Source organism: Actinomadura physcomitrii (assembly GCF_008923205.2).
GTDB lineage: Bacteria > Actinomycetota > Actinomycetes > Streptosporangiales > Streptosporangiaceae > Spirillospora > Spirillospora physcomitrii.
This window is the reverse complement of record NZ_WBMS02000021.1, coordinates 57,188-76,530: the sequence shown is the minus strand read 5'-3', so window position 1 is coordinate 76,530 and position 19,343 is coordinate 57,188. Positions and strand designations below refer to the sequence as shown.

The window sequence follows — 19,343 nt, the reverse complement described above, 5'->3', positions numbered from 1 at the left end:
CGCGCCGGGCAGGCAGGGCAGGCCGCGGACGCCCCGGCTCCGGTTCAGCCGAGCAGGTCGCGGACGACCCCGGCCAGCCGCTCGGCGACGGACTGCGCCTGGTCGTGCGACGCCGCCTCCACCATCACCCGCACCATCGGCTCGGTGCCGCTCGGCCGGATCAGCACCCGGCCCGTCTCGCCCAGCTCCGCCTCGGCCTCCGCGACCGCCGACGCCAGCCCCGCGTCGGTCTTCGCGCGCCCCTTGTCGACGTCCTTGACGTTGATCAGCACCTGCGGCAGCCGGGTCATCACCTTCGCCAGCTCGTCCAGCGGACGGCCGCGCCGCACCATCGCCGCCAGCAGGTGCAGGCCGGTCAGCACGCCGTCCCCGGTCGTCGCGTGGTCCAGCATGATCACGTGGCCGGACTGCTCGCCGCCGAAGACGAACCCGCGCTCCTTCATCGCCTCCAGCACGTACCGGTCGCCGACCGCGGTCTCCACCACCGCGATGCCGGCCTCCCGCATCGCCAGCTTGAACCCGAGGTTCGACATCACCGTCGCGACCACGGTGCCGGCCGCGAGCGCGCCCGCCTCCCGCAGGTCCAGCGCCAGGATCGCCATGATCTGGTCGCCGTCCACCACCTCGCCCGACGCGGTCACCGCCAGGCACCGGTCGGCGTCGCCGTCGTTGGCGATGCCCGCGTCCGCGCCGTGCTCGCGCACCGCCGCGCACAGCGCGTCCAGATGCGTCGACCCGCAGCCGGAGTTGATGTTCAGCCCGTCCGGCGCCGTCCCGATGGTGATCACCTCGGCGCCCGCGCGGCGCAGCGCCTCCGGCGCCACCTCGCTGGACGCGCCGTTCGCGCAGTCGACCACCACCCGCAGCCCGTCCAGCGACACCGGCAGCGTCGACAGCAGGTGCGCCACGTACTGCTCGACCGCGCCGTGCGCCTCCCGGACCCGGCCGACGCCCGCGCCCGTCGGCGGCTCCCACGCCTCGCCGAGGCGCGCCTCGATCCGGTCCTCGATCTCGTCCGGCAGCTTGTAGCCGCTGCGGTCGAAGAACTTGATCCCGTTGTCCGGCGCCGGGTTGTGCGACGCCGACAGCATCACGCCGAGGTCCGCGGCCAGCTCGTGCGTCAGGTGCGCGACCGCCGGCGTCGGCAGCACCCCGAGCCGCAGCACGTCCACGCCCGAGCTCGCGAGCCCGGCCACCACCGCCGCCTCCAGGAACTCACCCGAGGCCCGCGGGTCGCGCCCGACCACCGCCATCGGCCGGTGCCCCCGGAACGCGCCCCGCTCGCCGAGGACCCGCGCCGCCGCGACGGACAGGTCCATGGCCAGCGGGGCGGTCAGGTCGCGGTTGGCGAGCCCTCGCACGCCGTCGGTCCCGAACAGACGAGCCACAGTTCAACTCCCGGAGAGACGAAAAGACCGCACGGGGTGTCCGGAACGGGTGCGCGTCCCGACCGCCCACGCGGTCAAATCTAGTGGGCCAGGCCCCCAGAACACGGGCGAGCCGCCGCACCCGGTGCGCCGCCCGTGCGGGGCGGCCGCGGAAACGTCCACGGGGTGCGGCGGCTCGTGCCGCCGATCAGCGCTTGCTGTACTGCGGCGCCTTGCGGGCCTTCTTGAGACCGGCCTTCTTGCGCTCCGGCACCCGCGCGTCGCGGGTGAGGAACCCGGCCTTCTTCAGCGCCGGGCGGTGCTCGATGTTCGCGAACTGCAGCGCGCGGGAGATCCCGAGGCGCAGCGCGCCGGCCTGGCCGGTGGTGCCGCCGCCGTTGACCCGGGCGAGGACGTCGAACTGGCCCTCCAGGCCGAGCAGCACGAACGGCTCGTTCACGATCTGCTGGTGGACCTTGTTCGGGAAGTACTGGTCCAGGGTGCGGCCGTTGATCTTCCACTGGCCGGAGCCCGGCACGATCCGGACCCGCGCGATGGCCTGCTTGCGGCGGCCGGTGCCCGCGGCCGGGCCGGTGGCGACCGGCTGGCCCAGGTAGCTCTCGCCGGCGGCCTCGGGGGTCTCGGTGCTGTACTCGGACGGAGCGTCCTCGTAGGAGTCGAGGTCGGCGCCCTCGGCGGGCATCTCGATGGACTCGGTCACGCTTCTCCTCAGGTGTTCTAGCCAGGGCGGCGGGCCCGGTGATCCGGGTGCCCCGGCGGCCTCTGCGGGCGCGCGCGGTCGCGCGGCCGCGTTACTTCGCGGGCTGGCTGATCTGGGTGATCTCGAACGGGACCGGCTTCTGCGCCTGGTGCGGGTGGTCCGGACCGGCGTAGACCTTCACCTTCCCGAACATCTTCCGGCCGAGGGAGTTCTTGGGCAGCATGCCCTTGATCGCCTTCTCGACCGCCCGCTCGGGGTGCTTGGCCAGCAGGTCGCCGTAGGCCACCGAGCGCAGACCGCCCGGGTAGCCCGAGTGCCGGTAGGCCTTCTTCTGCTCCAGCTTGTTGCCCGACAGCGCCACCTTGTCGGCGTTCACGATGACGACGAAGTCACCGGTGTCGAGGTGCGGGGCGTAGATGGGCTTGTGCTTACCCCGAAGCAGCTGCGCGACCTGACTGGCGAGACGGCCCAGCACGACATCGGTCGCGTCGATGACGTACCACTGACGCTGTACGTCAGCGGGCTTAGGGGTGTACGTGCGCACGGTCGTCAGCCTTCGTTTCTCGTCGACTTCACAGCGGATATCCTGCTCGCGCCGATCAGGACACTGGGATCTCCGACCTGGCGCTCCGGGAGGCCGGGGCCCGTAACGCGCGCACCCGTCCCCCGGGACGGACACGCTGATGGGGCACACCGACACGTCGTTGCGATTCGTCTCCCGCCCGGACAGGCGTCGACGCATACAACAAACCCGCAGGATACCCGCGCGGACGCACGCGGGTCAAAACGCGGGACGCTGTGGCAGTCTCCCAGCCGCTCTCCAGTATGCAGCATCGCCGCGGGGCCGGGTCCCGGCGGCCCCGCCCTGGCCGGAGGGCGGTTTCAGACGATCTTGGGATTCGCTTCTCCTTATAGGGATAAGGTGCCGCCGACCGGTCCACGCCGGCGCCGCCGGCCCGCACCCGGGAGCCCCCGCTGTCCCCTGCCCGCAGATCCCGCCGACGGCCCGGACGCCATCAGGCCCGGCACTCCGGTGAGCCCGCGGCGCGCGGTCGTTCCTTCTCCTCCGCGTCCTCCCCGTCCTCCCCGTCCTCCGCGTCTTCCGCCGCGCCTGTCGGGCGGGGCGGCCGGGCCGCGGGCCCGCGGCGGCGGCGCCGCGCGCGCAAGGGACGCTCCGGCGCCCGGCCGTTGATCGCGATCGCGGTGACGATCGGCGCGTCGGCCCTCGCCATCGGCACGGGCCTCGCGCTCGACCGGCTCGTCCTGCCCCAGCTGCGGTCGGAGCCGATCGCCGCGTCCGACCGCGGCGACGGGCCGTCCGGCCGCGGGAACCCGGGCCTGCGCGGCGACGAGCCCGGCTCCGGGACGGGAAGCGGCGCCGGGCCGGGACGCGGCGCGCGCACCGCGCCCACCGGCGCCCCCGCCGGTGGTGCGGTCACGCCGTCGCCGAGGACGGAGCACTCCTCGTCGCCCTCCCCCGGGCCGTCCGCACCGAAGACGGCGCCGTCCACCATGGACGGCGACCGGCCCGCGAACGGCCCGACGGAGGCGCCCGGCGCGGCCGTCCCGGCGAGCGCCGTCGTCGCGCTCACCAACGCCGAGCGCGCCAAGGCGGGCTGCCGACCGCTCCGCGCCGACCCGCGCCTCGCCGCCGCGGCGCGCGCGCACTCGGCCGACATGGCCGCGCACGGCTACTTCGACCACGACTCCCTCGACGGCGACAGCCCCTGGATCCGGATGCTCGACGCCGGCTACCCCAGCCCCGGCGCGGAGAACATCGCCAAGGGATACGCCACGGCCGCCGCCGTCGTCGACGGCTGGATGGACAGTCCCGGCCACCGCGCGAACATCCTCAACTGCGGGCTCCGCGCGATCGGCGTCGGCATGGCCGCGGGCCCGGACGGCCCGCTGTGGACCCAGGACTTCGGCTGGACGTGACGGCCCGGGCCCGCACGGTGACCTTCCGCAAAGCACCGGCGCCCGGTTCGCCCCCATGTCATGGTGGGTGTTCCGAAGGTCCAGAGCCCTGAACGAGGAACGGTAAGGTCCAGAGCCATGGGTTATCCGGGCGATCAAGGCAGGCCCGGCGGCCGGCCACCGGGGCCGTCGCCGCAGGCGCCGTACGGCTCCGGAGCCGAGGCGCCACCGTACGGCAACGACAACGACGAGACCTCCGCCCCGCACGGCGAGGCGTCCGGCGCGCGCCCGTTCGGTGCCGACTTCTTCGGAACCGGCCCGCTGGAGGCCGAGCCCTTCGGCACGGGCCCGCTGGAGGCGAAGCCCTTCGCCGCGCCGTCCGCGCCGTCCATGGGGGCCGAGCCGCTGGGCGGCCCGACGGGCGCGACGGCCATCTGGGGCGAGCCTCCCGCGCCGGGAGGCCAGGACGCCTTCCCGCCGGGCGACTTCGGACCCGCCGGCCACGACCCCTTCGCGCAGGGCCGGAACGAGCAGCTCGGGCACGACCAGTTCGGGCACGAGCAGCAGTTCGGGCAGGCGCCCGGCGGCTTCGGCCACGGCGACCCCGGGGACGACCCCTACGGCGCCCCGATGCCCGGCGGCTACCCGCAGGGCGACTTCGACGGCGCGCCCCCCGGGCCGTCCGGCGAGGACGCCCCGGCCGGCCGGCGCCGCCTCCCGCTGATCATCGGCGGCGCGGTCGTCGCCGGGCTGGTCCTCATCGGCGGCGGCGTCGGCGCCGCGTCGATGATGAAGGACGACTCGAAGCCCGCGAAGAAGGCGCCGCCCGCGGCCGCGTCCAGCAAGCCGACCGCCCCCGCGACGCCGACCGTCCCGCCGCTGCAGGCGGTGAAGCTGCAGAGCCGCACCACCGACCCCGTGAAGCTGACGCTGGCGGAGGTGTTCGGCAAGTCGTCGTTCAAGGCGGCCGGCCACAAGTACGTGCGGACCGCCGCCAGCTCCACGACGAAGTGCAGCGCCGTCGTCGGCGGCGCCGCCCTGGAGAAGGCCCTGAAGAAGGGCGACTGCACCCAGGCGCTCCGCGCGACCTACGCGCTCGACACCGGTTCGCTCATCGGCACCATCGGGGTGCTCAACCTCAAGTCCGAGAGCGCCGCCAAGCTGGCCGTGAAGGCCGCGTCCGCCAAGGACGCGTTCCTGCAGGCCCTGCCGGGCAAGGGCGTCACCAAGAAGGCCGGCAAGGGCCTCGCGTTCGGCACCTCGCAGGCGCGCGGCCACTACGTCGTCATGACCTGGGTGCAGCGGCCGGACGGCAAGGCGATCGCCGCCAAGTACCATAAGGCGGTCAGCGTCTTCGGCGCCGAGCTGTACAAGGGCAGCGACCTCGCCCTCGCCCTGCACTACAGGGAAACAGAAGGCAAACCCCTCAAGAAATGACCGGTTTGAATACCCTGTCTGCTTATGTCTGGACCTAGAGACACCCGGGAGACCGCCGAGGAGGCGGGGACGGCCGCCGCCCCCGCCGCTTCGGCGCCCCCGAGCTTCGGTGCGGCCCCTCCCGAGGGAGGCTCCGCCGCCACCGAGGCCGCTCCCGCCAGCCAGGCCTCGGACGACGAGACCGCCGCCCCCGCCCCCGCGGCCGGCGCCGCCGCCGACGAGGCTCCGTCCGCGTCCGCCCCCTTCCGGCTGCCCCCGTTCGGCCTGCAGACCCCCTGGTGGGCCGCCGAACCCGCGGCCGACACGAACGGCGCCGGCGGCACCGCCGGCGCCGGAGCCGCCGCCCCTGAGACCGCGGAGGCCTCGGACGACGCGGACACCACGGCGTCCGGCGAGGCCGAGGCGCCGGACGACACGGTCCCGCCCGGCACGCTCGTCGCCGGGGTCGGCGTCCCGAGCATCGACTCGCGCCGCGCCGTCCCGTCCGAGCCGCTCCGCAAGCGGCCCCTCGCCTTCGGCGACACCGACCCGGACGGCTTCGCCCCCGTCCGTCCCGACGAGGACGCCGCGCCCAAGCCGGCCCCCTCCGGCACGGACGGCGAGGCGGCCGAGGACGCACCGCCTCCCTCCACGGCGACCGGGCCGATGGGCATCGCGCCGCCGCTTCCCGCGAAGGACGACGAGCCCGCCGCTCCGGCCGAGCCCGCCGCAGAGGCCGAGCGGTCCGCACCGCCCGCCGCGCAGCCCGCCGCGCAGCCCGCCGCACCGCCCGCCGCGCAGCCCGCCGCGCAGCCCGCGCCCCGGACGCAGGCGAAGGCCGCCGCGTCGTTGAAGACCGCCGAGGAGCCCCGGCCCGCGCCGGAGCCTCCCTCCCCGCCGCGCGACGCGGCGGACGGCATGGTGGCGTTCGAGAAGGCCATGGAGGCCGAGAAGGCGGCCGCGGCCGTCGCCCCCGTGCTGGTCCCCGACGCGATCCTGCCGCCCGGCGTCCTGCCTCCCACCGGCAGCGGGCCGTACCCGCACACCGACGCGAGCGGCGCGACCGCCACGGCCGAGCAGCCCGCCATGGCCACCGTGATCACCCCCGTCTACCACGCCGAAGGCGGCGTCCCGCTCGACGAGCCGGGCCCGGCGGGTTCCGGCGGCCCGGGCGGGCCGTCCGCGCCCGGCACCCGGCGGCCGCGCCGGGGCGGCGGCAGGCAGCGCATCGTCCTCGTCGGCGGCGGCGCGGGCCTCGTGCTCGCCGCCCTCGTCGCGCTGTTCCTCCTCGGCGGGACGGGTTCGAAGGGCGACGGCGCCACCCGCAAGGACGCCGAGCCCACCCGCACCGAGCCCACCCGCAGCGGGTCGGCCGCGCCGAAGCCGAGCACGCCGCCCAAGCCGCGGCCGGTCGACATCAACGACGAGAAGACCGACCCGAAGGACCTGTCGTTCACCGAGGCCTTCCCGCAGACGTCCGTCAACCTCGGCAGCCGCGCCTTCGACCGCGACCGCTGGTCCGTCAACAAGGACCTCGGCTACGCGGCGCGCGGCTCGATGCTGAAGGCGCTCCAGCAGGAGAACTGCCGCAAGATCGTCCGCGCCACCTTCATCAACAAGATCAAGACGTGGGCCGTCACGACCGGGATCGCGGTCATGCCGAACCGGGCGGCGGCGCTGCGGGTGAGCCGCGCCGGCGACCCAGCCGCCTACGAGTGGTTCCGCGGCATGTCCGGCAAGCAGACCAATGACATCGACCGGGCCGGCGGCTACGCGGCCGTCACCGTCCGCGGCCGGTACGTCATCTACGCCTACGTCCAGGACCCGGGCGGCCACCAGGTCAAGCCGGGCGACAAGCTGGCCAAGCAGATCGCCCAGCAGTTCCTCGGCTACAGCGCGCGGCCCATCGAGGCGCGCGCACACGGCTGACCGGAGCGCGCGCACGGAACACCGGAACACGGCGGCGGGGGGCGGGGGGGCGGACCCCCCCCCCCCCCCCGCGCCCCCCCCGGGCCCGGCGCCCCCCCCCCCCCGGCCGCGCGGGCCCCCCCCCCCCCGCCCCCCACCACTCCGCTGCGTCCGCGCAGGTAGCAGCCCAGCATGATGTTCTCCAGGACGCTCTCGCCGCCGGACAGCTCCAGGTTCTGGAACGTGCGGCTGACACCGAGCCTGGCGATCCGGTGCGGCCGCATGCTCGTCAGCTCCGCCGCGCCCAGCCGGACCCGTCCCGCGCTCGGCCGGTAGAAGCCGGTGATCACGTTGAACAGCGTCGACTTGCCGGCGCCGTTCGGGCCGATGACCGCCGACACCGAGCCCTGCGGGACGTCCAGGCTGACGTCGTTCAGCGCGCGCACACCGGAGAAGTCGACGCTCACGCCCTCGACCGCCAGCGCCGTCGCGCCGCTCATGACCCGGCCTCCGCGGCCCGCTCGCGGCCGCTCGCCGAGCCGCCCAGGTAGAGGTCGCGGACGACGCCGCTGTCGCCCATCTCCTCGGGGCCACCGCGCCACTCCACCCGGCCGAGCCGCAGGACCAGCACCTGGGTCGCCAGCCGCCGCGCCAGCGCGATGTTCTGCTCGGCCAGCAGGACGGTCGTGCCGCGCTCCGCGATCCGGGCGATCACGTCGCCGACCATGGAGATCGTGGTCGGGGCGAGGCCGAGGGACGGTTCGTCCAGCATCAGCAGTTTCGGGCGGGACATCAGCGCTCGTCCGATGGCGAGCAGCTGCTGCTCGCCGCCGGACAGCAGGGCCGCCCCGGTCCGGCGCTTCCTGCGCAGGACGGGGAACAGGTCGAGCATCTCGTCCAGCACCGCGCGCCTCTCCTTGCGCGCGCCGAGCGCGAGCGAGCCGACCAGCAGGTTCTCCTCGACGGTCAGCTCCTTGAAGATCCGCCGGCCCTCGGGCACGTGCCCGATCCCGCGGCGGACGATGTCGGCCGGGTCGAGCCGGTCGATCCGGTCGCCGGCCAGGCTGACGCCGCCCGCGCTGATGGCGCCGCGGTGGAACCGCAGGGTGCCCGACAGCGCCCGCAGCAGGGTCGTCTTGCCCGCCCCGTTGCTCCCGACGAGCGCCACCGTGCCGCCTTCTTGGACGCTCATCGTCAGGCCTTGCACCGGATGGATGTCGGTGCCGTAGCGGACGGTGACGTCGGTGAGCTCCAGCAGCCCGCCCATGGCATGGCCACCTCCGTTCGGACGATTGCCCTGGTGGCAGGGAGGTTCTTTGGTTGATCCTTTGGTACCGGGTGCTTCCAGCGAAGTCAATGGGTCGCGGACGACGAGTGGTCCTTTAGACCGATTTTTTAAAGGTTCAACCTTTGTTAGCTGGTTCCGGCCATCCCCGACCGGGCAGGGCGCGGTGCCGCTGATCCCCTCGTCCGTTCACCGGCGTACGCGCGGTTCCGGCTCGTACGCCGCTCGGCGTACGCGTGGAGTCGTCCTCCGGGGGACGTCGTGCGGTCCGTCGTGTCGTCACGATGACCGGGTCGTGTTACCCATCAACGGGAGGACGGATGAGCAACGGGGCGAGCAGGTGGACGGCACCGCGCGCGGCGACGGTCGGCGGGCAGGTCGTGGGGAGGGCGTGCAGCAGGTCGGTGTGATCACGGTGCTGGTCGCCGGGGTGATCGCCTGCCGGTCGGCCTACCGCGGACGCGCGTAGGGCCCGCGGGCTTCGACCGCGCCCCCCTCGTCCCGTTGGCGGACGGCCAGAGCACGGATCGCCCGGTGGCTAGAGCCAGCCGTTGCGCCTTGCCTTCTGGATCGCCTCGATGCGGTTGCGCGCGCCGGTCTTCTGGATGATCCCCGACAGGTAGTTGCGGACCGTGTTCTCCGACAGGCTCAGCAGCTTGGCGATGTCCGCGGCGGTGGCGCCGTCGTCGGCCGCCGCCAGCACCTCGAGCTCGCGCTCGGTGAGCGGGTTCGGGCCGACCGCCAGCGCGGTGGTGGCGAGCTCCGGGTCGATCACCCGCTCGCCCGCCAGCACCCGCCGGATCGCGGCCGCGAGCTCGTGCCCGGGGCTGTCCTTGACCAGGAAGCCCGCGGCGCCGGCGTCCATCGCCCGGCGCACGTAGCCGGGGCGGCCGAACGTGGTGACGATCAGCACCCGGCAGGCCGGGAGCCGCTGGTGCAGGTCGGTGATGACGTCCAGGCCGCTGCGGCCGGGAAGCTCGATGTCGACCACCGCGACGTCGGGCCGGGTCTCCAGCGCGCGCGGCACGACGTCGTCGCCGCGGTCGGTCTCGGCGACGACCTCGAGGTCCTCCTCGAGGTTCAGCAGCAGCACCAGGGCATCGCGCATCATGCCCTGGTCCTCGGCGAGCAGCACACGGATCATGCCTTCTCCTTGACCGGGCGGTGCGCGGGGAGCGTGGCGCGAAGACGGAAGCCGCCGCCGCGACGGGAGGACACCTGCACGATACCGTCGCCGGCCGCCAGCCGCTCGCGCAGCCCGCGCAGCCCGTTGCCGGACGGCTCGTCGCCGTCCCCGGCGCCCCTCCCGTCGTCGCGGATCTCCACCGACAGCTCGTGGTCGTCGTTGCGGACGTCGATCTCGCAGCGTCCGGCCCCGCTGTGCCGGATGACGTTGGTGACGCCCTCCCGGATCACCCAGCCGAGGAGGGTGTCGGCGTCGGCGGGCAGGGCGGTGCCCGACTGGCGGATGACGCACTCGATCCCGGCGTCGCGCAGCGTCTCGAACGACTTGTCCAGTTCGGCGGCGACGCCGGACTCGCGGTAGCCGGTGACCGCCTCGCGCACCTCGCGCAGCGCCTCCCGGCCGATCTCCTCGATGTCGCCGGCGAAGCGCTCGGCGACGCCCGGATCGCGCGGCGCGACGCGGCGGATGCCCTCGGCCTTGACCACGATGACCGACAGCGTGTGGCCCAGCAGGTCGTGCAGGTCGCGGGAGAACCGGATCCGCTCCTCGACCACCGCGTGCCGGGCGAGTTCCTCGCGGGCGTCGCGCAGTTCGATGATGACGGCCATGAGCCTGGTCAGGATCGCCACCACGATGCCCGCCGACAGGCTGCCGTACCAGAGGGTGAAGACGTCGCCGCCCTGCCGCCAGGCCATCAGGGCCGCGACGCCGGACACCGCGCCGACGACGATGGGCGGCAGGAAGTAGCGCCACGGGACGATGAGCCCGCAGGCGATCGACAGCAACGCGAACAGGGGGTCGGTGTCGGGGCCGAAGCCGGCGTTCATCGCGACGGTCAGCGCCCCGAGCGCCGCGAGCGCGGCCAGGGCCGGGACCTGGGCCTGGCGGCGCAGGTGCAGGTGGATCGCCGCGACGTCCAGCACGGCGAACGCGACCAGCCCGAGGCCCGCCAGCCAGGTGGGCTTCAGTTCGCCCTCCAGTACCCCGGAGGCCGTGCCGGTGGCGATGACGAGCCAGAAGTAGAACGGAAGAGGAGTGAGCTGGGTGTCGAACTGCTCGTGTGACGGCGCCTTGCCGCTCTCCTTCACGGTCGTGTCGCTCCCTCGGAATCCGGTCCGGAAGGGGCCTGCGTGCCCGTTCAGAACTCTGCCCCAATCACGCCGTCCGCGCATCTGTCGGCTCCGGCGGGTCAGGCGCGGCGGCCGGTGCGCCGGTAGGCGAACAGGGCCAGCGCCATCAGGGCGATGGTCCAGGCGGCGAGGGCGGCGATGTCGAACGCGTGCGGGACCTCGTCCCAGCCGACGCTGCGCGGGATCTCGGCGTAGCTGTACACGGGCGTGATCTTGGAGACGACCTGCAGCCAGCCGGGGAAGTCGGAGACCTCGATCCACAGCCCGCCGACCATGGACATGCCGACGAAGAGGGCGAGGCCGATCGCCTGGGCCTGCTGCGGGGCGCACAGGTAGCCGATGCCGAGGCCGAGCAGGGCGACCGGCGCGATGCCGAGCCAGAGCAGGGCGGCCACCGAGACCCACTGCGCGACGCTCAGGTCCACTCCCTTGAACGCGCCGGCGACGCACACGATCGCGATCGGCGGCAGCGACAGCGCCATGGCGCACAGACCGCGCGCCACCACGACCTTGGCGGGTCCGAGCGGGAGCAGCCGCAACTGGCGCAGCCAGCCGCGCGCCCGGTCGTCGGCGATGCCGGTGCCGCTGTTCAGCGTGATGCCCACCGCGCCGAAGCCGGCCATGCCGACCATGAGCTGGACGAGGTCGTGGTTGGTCGCCTCGTCGCCGAGGCTGGAGAACAGCAGGAACATGCCGACCGGCAGCAGCACGCTCACGAGCACGTAGCTGCTGTCGCGGACGAGCCTGCGCAGTTCGAGCCAGAGATAGGGGAACATGGCGCTCTTTCGGTTCGCGCGATCATCGGTTCGTAGGAGTTCTGTCGACGGTATTGATCCGCGGCCCGCCGCCAGTAGAGGAGAACATCAGGTGTTCGACCTGACACTTGTCCTAGGCGATCTCTGTACGGGGCGGTCTGCACTGCTCAGGCCGTCTCCGCTAGCCGGCCGTCTCCTCCAGCAGCGAGACGAGGGCGGCGGGGGACGGAAGCTCCTTCATCTCGTCGGCGATCCGGGCCGCCCCCTGCCGGTGGCCCGGATCCTCCAGCAGCCTGGTGAGGGCCTTGCCGATCGCCTCCGGGTCGCGGCGGGCGCCGGGGTCGCCGATCGCCAGTCCGAGGCCGCGGTCCTCCACCAGCTCGGCGGTGGCGCCCAGGAACGGCTCGTCCTGCGGCACCACCAGTTGCGGCAGCCCGTGGTGCAGCGCCGTCAGCGTCAGACCGCCGCCGCCGTGATGCACCATGAGGTCGCAGGCCCCGGCCAGCAGGCCGACCGGGGTCCGGTCGATCACGTGCACCGCGGCGGGGACGTCGCCGAGGTCGCCGTGCCGTTCGGCGGGGAACGGCAGCACGGCCGTCGCACCGGCGGCGGCCACGGCCTCGCCGACGGCGCGGACGACCGCCGCCCGGTCGCCGTCCTGCCCCACGGCCTGGCTGCCCCACATGCCGAGGCAGATGCACACCCTCGGCGCGGTGCGGGGTTCGAGGGACCAGGGGGGCAGGATCCCGGTGCCGTTGTAGGGGACGAACCGTACCGACCGGGCGGGCGCGGCGGCGGGGTCGCGCAGGCTCGGCGGGCACGGGTCGATGATCATGCCCGGATCGGGGAAGGCCGCCACGCCGTACTCGGCGCACAGGCCGGCGAGCGCGGTCCCGGCCCGCTCGTGCAGGACCGTGGTCACGGTGTCGGGCCCCCACCGGTGGACGGCCGTGGGCACGCCCAGCGCCTCCCCGACGATCAGCCCGCCGAACTCCACCGGATCGGTCACCACCAGATCAGGGCGGAAGCCGCGCGCCAGGGCCAGGAATCCGCCGAGGTAGCCGCGCAGCCGTCTCTCCCAGCGCCGTCCGGCCCGCTCCCAGTGGCTCTCGCCGGGCGCGCCGGGCCCGGTCACCGCGGGCCGCTCGATCGCGCCCGGGCGAGCGAGCCGCGCGATCTCGTTCCCCTCCGCGCCGATCGGCCGGGTGAGCAGGCCCGCCTCGCGCGCGGCGGCCACCACCTCGGGCATGCCGCAGACCAGGACGTCGTGGCCGGCGGCTCGCAGTCCCCAGGCCAGCGGGACCATCGGCATCAGGTGGCTGGGCACCAGCGCCGTGAAAAGGACACGCATCGCGTTTTCTGCCTTTCGTTCTTCAACCTGGTCAGCAGCGGGTGGTCGCAGCGGGTGGTCGGCGGCGGATTGCCGGCGACGGGGTCGTCACCGGCGGCTCGTCAGCGGCGGGCCGCCAGCTCCTCCAGGTCGCCGACCAGCTCGTCCATGGGCGGTGAGGCGAGGATCCGGCGGCTCATGGCGCGTGCCCGGTCGCGGTACGCCGGGTCGGACAGCAGGGTCCGGACGGCCGCGCCGATCGCGGCGGGCGTGGCGTCGGGACCGGGCACCGACAGGCCCACCCCGAGGTCGCGGCAGCGCGCCGCCGAGTGGGGCTGGTCGTCGTACATCGGCGTGACCAGCAGCGGGACGCCCGCCGTGAGACCCTCCCGGATGCCGCTGAAGCCGCCGTGGGTCACGAACACGTCGCACATCGGGAGCAGCCGCGGCTGCGGCAGCCAGGAATCGACGAGGCGTACGTGCGGCGGCACCGCGCCGAAGGCGTCCAGGTCCCGGTCGAGACCGACCGACACGATCGCCGAGCACTCGATATCGCTCAGCGCCGCGACGACGGAGGTGAGCACCTCGTCGGACTGCCACGGCATCGACTGGGCGATCGTCCCGATCGAGGCGTACACGATCGGCCGCCCGGCCGGCAGCTCGGCGAGCCAGCCGGGGACCCGCTCGTCCTGCCGCTCGGGGGCGGTCTGCCGGTAGCAGCGCAGGGTCTGCGAGGCCAGGTCGTCGCGCACGTACTCGCGCGGCAGCAGGCTCGCCAGCAGGTACCGGTAGCAGGTCAGGTCCGAGGGGTCGGGCGGCAGGCCGAGCTCGGCGCGCAACTTGTTCAACGGGTCGCGCACGACGTCCGGCGGCAGCAGGTGCGTGGACCCGCCCGCGATCCCCGCGTGCGGGACGCCGAGCGTCTCGGCCGCCAGGTAGCCCGCCATGTCCTCGCCCTCGCGGACGATGAGGTCCGGCCGCCAGGCTCCGGTGACCTCCAGCAGGTCGCGGGCCATGTCCAGGGCGGGCCGGCCCAGGACGCATTCATGGGTCAGCACCCGCTCGTAGGCGGCCTGGTCGCGGGTGACCAGCGTGGGAGCCAGCGCCAGGACCGTGTCGCGGTTCTCGCCCCAGTCGTAGCCCGCCTCGAAGAAGCGCAGGCCGTAGCGGGCGGTCTCCGCGCGCATGCTCGCCGCGGAGGCGACGGCGACCTCGTGCCCCCGCCGGGCCGCGGCCTGGGCGGCGGGGACGACCAGCCGGAGATGGGAGACCGCGGCGTGCACGGTGAACAGAATCCGCATGTCCGGATCGTGCCCCGGCGGCCACGAGGCCCGCTCGAGCCGGAGCCGGGCTGCACGAAGCTTCCAGCGCGGCTCGAGGACGGCCGCCCAGCATGGACGCACGCCGGACACTACGGAGAAGGAGCTTCGGTGCGCTGGGAATCGGTCTACCTCGCGGGCCTCGGGACCTGGCTTCCCCGCCCGGTCCCGGTACGGGACGCCGTCGACGCCGGTGCGATCGGTCCGGAATGGACCGACGACTACGGCTACGAGTCGGTGCTGGTCGCCGAGGACGTCGCGCCCCCCGACATGGCGGTCGAGGCCGCGCGGACCGCGGTGCAGCGCTCGGGGGCCGCCCCCGAGGACTTCTCGCTGATCCTGCATGGCAGCACGTGGTTCCAGGGGCTCGACATCTGGCCCGCCGCCTCCTACATCGCGGCCCGCACGATCGGCGACCACGTGCCCGGCTTCGACGTGCAGCAGCGGTGCAGCGTCGGCGTGAGCGCGCTGGAGCTGGCCGCGGGCCAGCTGGGGATGGGGGTCCGGCCGGGGCATGCCGCCCTCGTCACCACCGCGGACCGGTTCGGTCCGGCCGGGGTGACCCGGTGGACGCTCCGGCCCGGCGTCGCCTACGCGGACGGCGCCACCGCGACGGTGCTGTCGACGCGCGGCGGGTTCGCCCGGCTGCTGTCGACCTCGACCATCGCCGACAACACCCTGGAGGGCCTCGCCCGCGGGTCGGAGCCGTTCACCGCCGTCTCGACCGCGGCCGAACGCACGATCCTGCTCGAGGAGCGCGCCGAGCAGTACCGGAAGGCGCACGACGAGGCGGAGATCTCGCTGCGGCAGGCGCGCGCGATGTTCAAGGTGAAGCTCGAGGCGCTGTCGCACGCCGGCGTGGAGCTGGACGACATTTCCTACGTCATCATCCCGGGCACCGGCCGCGCTAAGGGGGAGTTCCAGATCCACGACGTGCTGGGCGTCCCGGAGGAACGGACCACCTGGGCCTTCGCCAGACGCACGGGCCACGTCGGCACGGGCGACTACTGCGCGGCGCTGGAGCACCTGGTCGTGACCGGCGCCGTCGGCAAGGGCGACCGGGTGATGCTCTACGGCATCGGAGCCGGCTTCACCTGCTCGGCGGCCGTCGTCGAGCTGCTGGAAACACCCGAGTGGTAGGCGGATGAGAACTGTGGCCGACAACCTGACGCACGACCTGGTGCACCACCTGCCGGCGGCGGCGGTCGCGCGGCGGCCGGACGCCCCGGCCGTCACCGACGCCCACGGCACCTGGACCTACGCCGAGCTCGACGCGCGCGCGGCCGCGTTCGCGACCTGGCTCGCCGAACGGGGCGTGGCCCGGGGCGACCGGGTGCTGTCCCGGATCGGGAACGTCCGCGAGTTCGCCGCGATGCTGTTCGGCACGCTCCGGCACGGCGCGGTGTTCGTGCCGATCGGCGCCGGAATGAAGGCCTACCATCTGGACGCCGTGCTCGAGGACTGCGCGCCCGCGCTGGTCGTCGCGGCCGAGACCGACGGCGGCGTGCCACCGGGCCCGCGCGTCCACATGCTGGAGAAGCTCTGGCCGGAGGTCGAGGAGATCGCGCTCGGCGGGTCGCCGGAGTCGGCGGCGAGCCCCGAGGTGTCGCCGGACGAGCTGGCCCTGCTCATCTACACCTCCGGCAGCACGGCCGCGCCGAAGGGCGTGATGAGCCCGCACCGGGCGATCACGTTCGCGGCGGCCGCGATCGCCGAACGGCTGCGCTACCGGTCCGGCGACGTGGTCCTGACGGCGATCCCGCTGTCCTTCGACTACGGCCTCTACCAGGTCTTCCTCTCGGCGCAGGCGGGCGCGCACCTGGTTCTGGCCGGCCCGGACGAGCACGTGGGGCTGCCCGCGCTGATGCGCGCGCACGGCGCGACGGTCGTGCCGGTGGTGCCGTCCCTGGCGGAGATGCTGATCCGGCTGGTCGGGCGCGGCTCCGCCGAGCCGCCCGCGGTGAGGCTGTTCACCAACACCGGCGCGGCGCTCACGCCGCCGCTCGCGGCGCGGCTGCGCGCGGCGTTCCCGACCGCGAGCCTCGCGCTGATGTACGGGACCACCGAGTGCAAGCGCACCACGATCATGGAACCGGACGGCGATCTGGAGCGGCCGCACGCGCTCGGCCGCCCGCTGACCGGGACCCGGGTGACGATCCTCGGGGAGGACGGCCGGCCGGTGCCCGCCGGCGGGACCGGCGAGATCGTGGTCTCCGGCCCGCACGTGATGGACGGCTACTGGAACGCGCCCGAGCTCACGGCCGAGCGGTTCCGGCGCGACCCGGAGACGGGCGAGCGCCGGCTGCACAGCGGCGACTACGGCCGGCTGGACGCCGACGGCCACCTGTACTTCGAGGGCCGCCGCGACGACCTGTTCAAGCGCCGCGGCGTTCGCATGTCCTGCCAGGAGATCGAGGCGGCGGCGGTGGACGTGCCGGGCGTGGAGGCCGCCGCCGTGCTGCCGCCCGCGGACGGGCGCGACCTGACCGTGTTCGCGGTGACCGGGCTGCCCGCCGCGGACGTCCTGGCCGGGCTGGCCGAGCGCCTCGAGGACGCCAAGGTCCCGGCGGACTGCCGTCCGGTGGCCGGGCTGCCCCTGACCCCCAACGGCAAGACCGACAAGCGGCGGCTCGCCGAGTCGCTCGAGTGAGCCGCGACCGGTGTCGACGACGGACCCGGTGTGGACGACGTACCCAGCGTGACGAGAGGGAGACCATGACCGACAGGGAGACGCTGACCGGCGACGCGCTCGACGAGCGGTTCGTCGAGCTGCTGCGCGGGGTGCTGCCCGCCGCCAAGCGGGCCCGGCCCATCACGCCCGACCTGGATCTCAAGGCGGCCGGGCTCGACTCGATGGCCACGATCGAGCTGCTGCTGCGCCTGGAGGACGCGTACCAGGTGACGCTGCCGGACTCGGCGCTGAACGGGCGGACTTTCGCCACGCCGGCCGCCGTGTGGTCGGCGGTGCGGGAGCAGCGCGGGGCTTGACCCGGGAAGCCGAGGCCAGGCCGGCAAGACCGAGGCCGCAGGGGCCCGGCCGCCGTTCAGGCGGACCGGGCCCCCGCGGCGTCGAGCGCGGCGGTGAAGACCTCCACCGCGCGCTCCAGCGGCCCCTCGATGTCGGGGTCGAGGGTGATCCCGCCGTCCCTGCCGACGGTGACCAGCCGCTGGTGCACGAACACGCCGCGGACGATGTGGTCGGCGCCCATGGCGACCAGCACGGGCCGCAGCGCGTAGTCCAGGACCAGCAGGTGCGCCATGGAGCCGCCGGTCGCCAGGGGCAGGATCGGCTTGCCTTCCAGCGCGTGGCGCGGCAGCACGTCCAGGAGGCTCTTCAGCAGGCCGGAGTAGGCGCCCTGGTAGACGGGCGTGGCGATGACCAGGCCCGCCGCGCGTTCCACCGCGGCGACGACCGAACCGATCACCGGATGGGCCGCGTCGCCCGCCAGCAGCGCCGCGGGCGGCAGCTCGCGGGCCGCGGTCGTGCGGGCGTGGAAGCCCTGTCCGGTGACGCGCTCCGTCACGTATCCCGCGACGGAGGCCGTGAGGGACGTGCGCGAGGGGCTGCCGACGATCGTGAGGACCTCCGGCGCCGTCGCCCGCCCGCCCTCGCGGGCCGGGGCGGGCACGTCCGTCCGTCTCATCGGGCGGTCCTGTCCCGGACCTCCGCCAGGCGCTCGAGCCCTTCCAGCACCCGCCGCGGCTCGTCCACGAAGTCCACCAGGCAGGCCAGCTCGTCCGCACCGGACTCCATGAGCCGCCGCGCCGTGGCGGCGCACGTCTCGACCGAGCCGATGAGGGAGTTGCCGTCGAGGTAGCGGTTGACGCCGAGCTCGGCCAGCCGCGCGCGGGCGTCCTCCGCCGACATGAAGTCGCGGCCCGCGCGCCCGCCGCTCATCCCGCCGCCCGCGCTCACCGCGGCCGACTCCAGGTCGATGGCGGTGAGCAGGTAGCGCTTCAGCGCCGGGACCGCGACGGCACGGGCCGCCTCGTCGGACTCGGCGACGTAGGTGTGCATCATGACGGTGACCTTGCCGCCGTCGTGGCCGGCGGCGCGGCGCGCCTCCCGGTACATGCCGATCTTCTCGCGCAGCGCGTCGGGGTCCTGGTTCTCCAGGTGCGTGAGGACGTTGGTGCCGAGCGCGCCCGCCTGCCGGAACGTCTCCGGGCTGCGGGACGCGGTGATCCACAGCTCCGGCTCCGCGCTGACCGGCCGGGGAAGGATGTGCAGCTCGACCCGCTCGCCGCGCGGGTTCTCGCCCTTCCACTCGCCGGTCCGCCAGGCCTCCCGGATCGCGCCGATGTCGTCGATCATCCGCTGCCGGCGGGTCTCGAACGCGTCGGGGGCGAGCACGAAGTCGTTGACGTTCCAGCCGGAGCCGACCGACATCGCCGCGCGCCCGCCCGACATGGCGTCTACCATCGCGAAGTCCTCGACGACCCGGATGACCGGGTGCATCGGCGTGATGACGCTGCCGGCCCGGATCTGCACCCGCTCGGTCACCGCGGCGATGGCCGCCGAGGTCACCGCCGGGTTGGGGAAGGCGCCGCCGAAGCGGTGGAAGTGGCGTTCGGGCGTGGAGACGAACCCGAAGCCGAGCCGGTCGGCACCGCGGGCGCAGTCGAGCATGAGCCGGTACGTCTCGGCCGCCGACTCGCCGACGGCGGCGAAGAAGAAGACGCCGAACCCGAGGCCGGGCCGGGCCGCCCGCCCCTCTGGCTGCTCCATGAGATCCGCTCCTCACTCGCCCGCGCGACACACGGCGCGGCGCGGTCGTCCGCCTCGTCCCGGCCAGTGTCGAGGGCCGGGTTCGAACGCCGCTAGAGGAGGCGGCGAGCCCGGTCTTCACCCGCCTGGCCTGGACCGATCTCGGTGATGCCGGCGGTCGGGAGCCATCGACGGACCATGTGACAAGTGTCATGAGCGATCGGGGATGAAGTGATCTGGTCCAGGGATCGGGCAGAACCAAGACTTGGATGGGAAACCAATCGGGGCAGCTGTCGCTGGA

At 74.2% G+C, this 19,343-nt stretch carries 18 protein-coding genes; 6 read left to right on the top strand and 12 right to left on the bottom strand.

The window, feature by feature from the left end; all coding sequences use genetic code 11:
* Positions 1-44: 44 nt before the first annotated feature.
* The 3 genes from glmM to rplM form a co-directional block, all read right to left on the bottom strand.
* Positions 45-1,388, bottom strand: coding sequence for a phosphoglucosamine mutase (glmM, locus tag F8568_RS25555; protein WP_328601004.1), 1,344 nt, complete (start codon positions 1,386-1,388; stop codon positions 45-47).
* Positions 1,389-1,575: 187 nt separating this feature from the next.
* Positions 1,576-2,070 carry a 30S ribosomal protein S9 gene (gene rpsI / locus F8568_RS25550; protein ID WP_202125336.1) on the bottom strand — a complete coding sequence of 165 codons (495 nt, stop codon included), beginning with the start codon at positions 2,068-2,070 and terminating at the stop codon, positions 1,576-1,578.
* Positions 2,071-2,179: 109 nt separating this feature from the next.
* Complete coding sequence (rplM, locus tag F8568_RS25545; RefSeq protein WP_151542730.1) at positions 2,180-2,632, bottom strand: 50S ribosomal protein L13; 453 nt, start codon at positions 2,630-2,632, stop codon at positions 2,180-2,182.
* A gap of 644 nt (positions 2,633-3,276) precedes the next feature.
* Between rplM and F8568_RS48580 the strand changes: the two genes are divergently transcribed.
* The 3 genes from F8568_RS48580 to F8568_RS25530 all read left to right on the top strand — a co-directional run bounded on the left by F8568_RS48580 (position 3,277) and on the right by F8568_RS25530 (position 7,350).
* On the top strand, positions 3,277-4,026 hold the full coding sequence (locus F8568_RS48580; RefSeq protein ID WP_151596235.1) for a CAP domain-containing protein: 750 nt from the start codon (positions 3,277-3,279) through the stop codon (positions 4,024-4,026).
* 117 nt (positions 4,027-4,143) lie between these two features.
* Entirely contained in the window at positions 4,144-5,442 is a 1,299-nt protein-coding gene (locus F8568_RS25535; protein ID WP_151596234.1) for a hypothetical protein, read from the top strand.
* Positions 5,443-5,466: 24 nt separating this feature from the next.
* The gene (locus F8568_RS25530; protein WP_151596233.1) at positions 5,467-7,350 is read left to right on the top strand and encodes a hypothetical protein; all 1,884 of its coding nucleotides are present in this window, start codon (positions 5,467-5,469) and stop codon (positions 7,348-7,350) included.
* Here the strand turns inward: F8568_RS25530 and F8568_RS25525 are convergent.
* The 7 genes from F8568_RS25525 to F8568_RS25495 all read right to left on the bottom strand — a co-directional run bounded on the left by F8568_RS25525 (position 7,311) and on the right by F8568_RS25495 (position 14,316).
* Complete coding sequence (locus F8568_RS25525; RefSeq protein WP_151596232.1) at positions 7,311-7,829, bottom strand: ATP-binding cassette domain-containing protein; 519 nt, start codon at positions 7,827-7,829, stop codon at positions 7,311-7,313. The genes F8568_RS25530 and F8568_RS25525 overlap by 40 nt on opposite strands.
* On the bottom strand, positions 7,826-8,596 hold the full coding sequence (locus F8568_RS25520; RefSeq protein WP_151596231.1) for an ABC transporter ATP-binding protein: 771 nt from the start codon (positions 8,594-8,596) through the stop codon (positions 7,826-7,828). Before F8568_RS25520 ends, F8568_RS25525 begins: the two co-directional genes overlap by 4 nt.
* Before the next feature lie 556 nt (positions 8,597-9,152).
* The gene (locus tag F8568_RS25515) at positions 9,153-9,758 is read right to left on the bottom strand and encodes a response regulator transcription factor (protein ID WP_151596230.1); all 606 of its coding nucleotides are present in this window, start codon (positions 9,756-9,758) and stop codon (positions 9,153-9,155) included.
* Complete coding sequence (locus tag F8568_RS50600) at positions 9,755-10,888, bottom strand: sensor histidine kinase (protein WP_151596229.1); 1,134 nt, start codon at positions 10,886-10,888, stop codon at positions 9,755-9,757. Before F8568_RS50600 ends, F8568_RS25515 begins: the two co-directional genes overlap by 4 nt.
* Before the next feature lie 101 nt (positions 10,889-10,989).
* Positions 10,990-11,706, bottom strand: a complete 717-nt coding sequence (locus F8568_RS25505) for an ABC transporter permease (protein WP_151596228.1) — start codon at positions 11,704-11,706, stop codon at positions 10,990-10,992.
* Positions 11,707-11,866: 160 nt separating this feature from the next.
* On the bottom strand, positions 11,867-13,036 hold the full coding sequence (locus tag F8568_RS25500) for a nucleotide disphospho-sugar-binding domain-containing protein (protein ID WP_151596227.1): 1,170 nt from the start codon (positions 13,034-13,036) through the stop codon (positions 11,867-11,869).
* Positions 13,037-13,137: 101 nt separating this feature from the next.
* On the bottom strand, positions 13,138-14,316 hold the full coding sequence (locus F8568_RS25495; protein WP_151596226.1) for a glycosyltransferase: 1,179 nt from the start codon (positions 14,314-14,316) through the stop codon (positions 13,138-13,140).
* 129 nt (positions 14,317-14,445) lie between these two features.
* Between F8568_RS25495 and F8568_RS25490 the strand changes: the two genes are divergently transcribed.
* From F8568_RS25490 to F8568_RS25480, 3 genes are all read left to right on the top strand, one after another.
* On the top strand, positions 14,446-15,474 hold the full coding sequence (locus F8568_RS25490; RefSeq protein ID WP_151596225.1) for a ketoacyl-ACP synthase III family protein: 1,029 nt from the start codon (positions 14,446-14,448) through the stop codon (positions 15,472-15,474).
* A 4-nt stretch (positions 15,475-15,478) separates the two neighbouring features.
* The gene (locus tag F8568_RS25485) at positions 15,479-16,984 is read left to right on the top strand and encodes a class I adenylate-forming enzyme family protein (protein ID WP_151596224.1); all 1,506 of its coding nucleotides are present in this window, start codon (positions 15,479-15,481) and stop codon (positions 16,982-16,984) included.
* Between the two features lie 65 nt (positions 16,985-17,049).
* A complete protein-coding gene (locus F8568_RS25480; protein ID WP_151596223.1) occupies positions 17,050-17,322 on the top strand; it encodes a phosphopantetheine-binding protein in 273 nt (90 codons plus the stop codon).
* 56 nt (positions 17,323-17,378) lie between these two features.
* Here the strand turns inward: F8568_RS25480 and ssuE are convergent, their stop codons facing one another.
* Together ssuE and F8568_RS25470 are read right to left on the bottom strand one after the other, a co-directional pair.
* Complete coding sequence (ssuE, locus tag F8568_RS25475) at positions 17,379-17,978, bottom strand: NADPH-dependent FMN reductase (protein ID WP_151596222.1); 600 nt, start codon at positions 17,976-17,978, stop codon at positions 17,379-17,381.
* A complete protein-coding gene (locus tag F8568_RS25470; RefSeq protein ID WP_151596221.1) occupies positions 17,975-19,063 on the bottom strand; it encodes a MupA/Atu3671 family FMN-dependent luciferase-like monooxygenase in 1,089 nt (362 codons plus the stop codon). Before F8568_RS25470 ends, ssuE begins: the two co-directional genes overlap by 4 nt.
* Between the last annotated feature and the right edge of the window lie 280 nt (positions 19,064-19,343).

Coding starts and splice junctions, on each gene's coding strand:
- rpsI (WP_202125336.1), bottom strand. CDS start 2,070: ATGCCCGCCGAGGGCGCCGACCTCGACTCCTACGAGGACGCTCCGTCC.
- F8568_RS25535 (WP_151596234.1), top strand. CDS start 4,144: ATGGGTTATCCGGGCGATCAAGGCAGGCCCGGCGGCCGGCCACCGGGG.
- F8568_RS25530 (WP_151596233.1), top strand. CDS start 5,467: ATGTCTGGACCTAGAGACACCCGGGAGACCGCCGAGGAGGCGGGGACG.
- F8568_RS25525 (WP_151596232.1), bottom strand. CDS start 7,829: ATGAGCGGCGCGACGGCGCTGGCGGTCGAGGGCGTGAGCGTCGACTTC.
- F8568_RS25520 (WP_151596231.1), bottom strand. CDS start 8,596: ATGGGCGGGCTGCTGGAGCTCACCGACGTCACCGTCCGCTACGGCACC.
- F8568_RS25515 (WP_151596230.1), bottom strand. CDS start 9,758: ATGATCCGTGTGCTGCTCGCCGAGGACCAGGGCATGATGCGCGATGCC.
- F8568_RS25505 (WP_151596228.1), bottom strand. CDS start 11,706: ATGTTCCCCTATCTCTGGCTCGAACTGCGCAGGCTCGTCCGCGACAGC.
- F8568_RS25500 (WP_151596227.1), bottom strand. CDS start 13,036: ATGCGTGTCCTTTTCACGGCGCTGGTGCCCAGCCACCTGATGCCGATG.
- F8568_RS25495 (WP_151596226.1), bottom strand. CDS start 14,316: ATGCGGATTCTGTTCACCGTGCACGCCGCGGTCTCCCATCTCCGGCTG.
- F8568_RS25485 (WP_151596224.1), top strand. CDS start 15,479: ATGAGAACTGTGGCCGACAACCTGACGCACGACCTGGTGCACCACCTG.
- F8568_RS25480 (WP_151596223.1), top strand. CDS start 17,050: ATGACCGACAGGGAGACGCTGACCGGCGACGCGCTCGACGAGCGGTTC.
- ssuE (WP_151596222.1), bottom strand. CDS start 17,978: ATGAGACGGACGGACGTGCCCGCCCCGGCCCGCGAGGGCGGGCGGGCG.
- F8568_RS25470 (WP_151596221.1), bottom strand. CDS start 19,063: ATGGAGCAGCCAGAGGGGCGGGCGGCCCGGCCCGGCCTCGGGTTCGGC.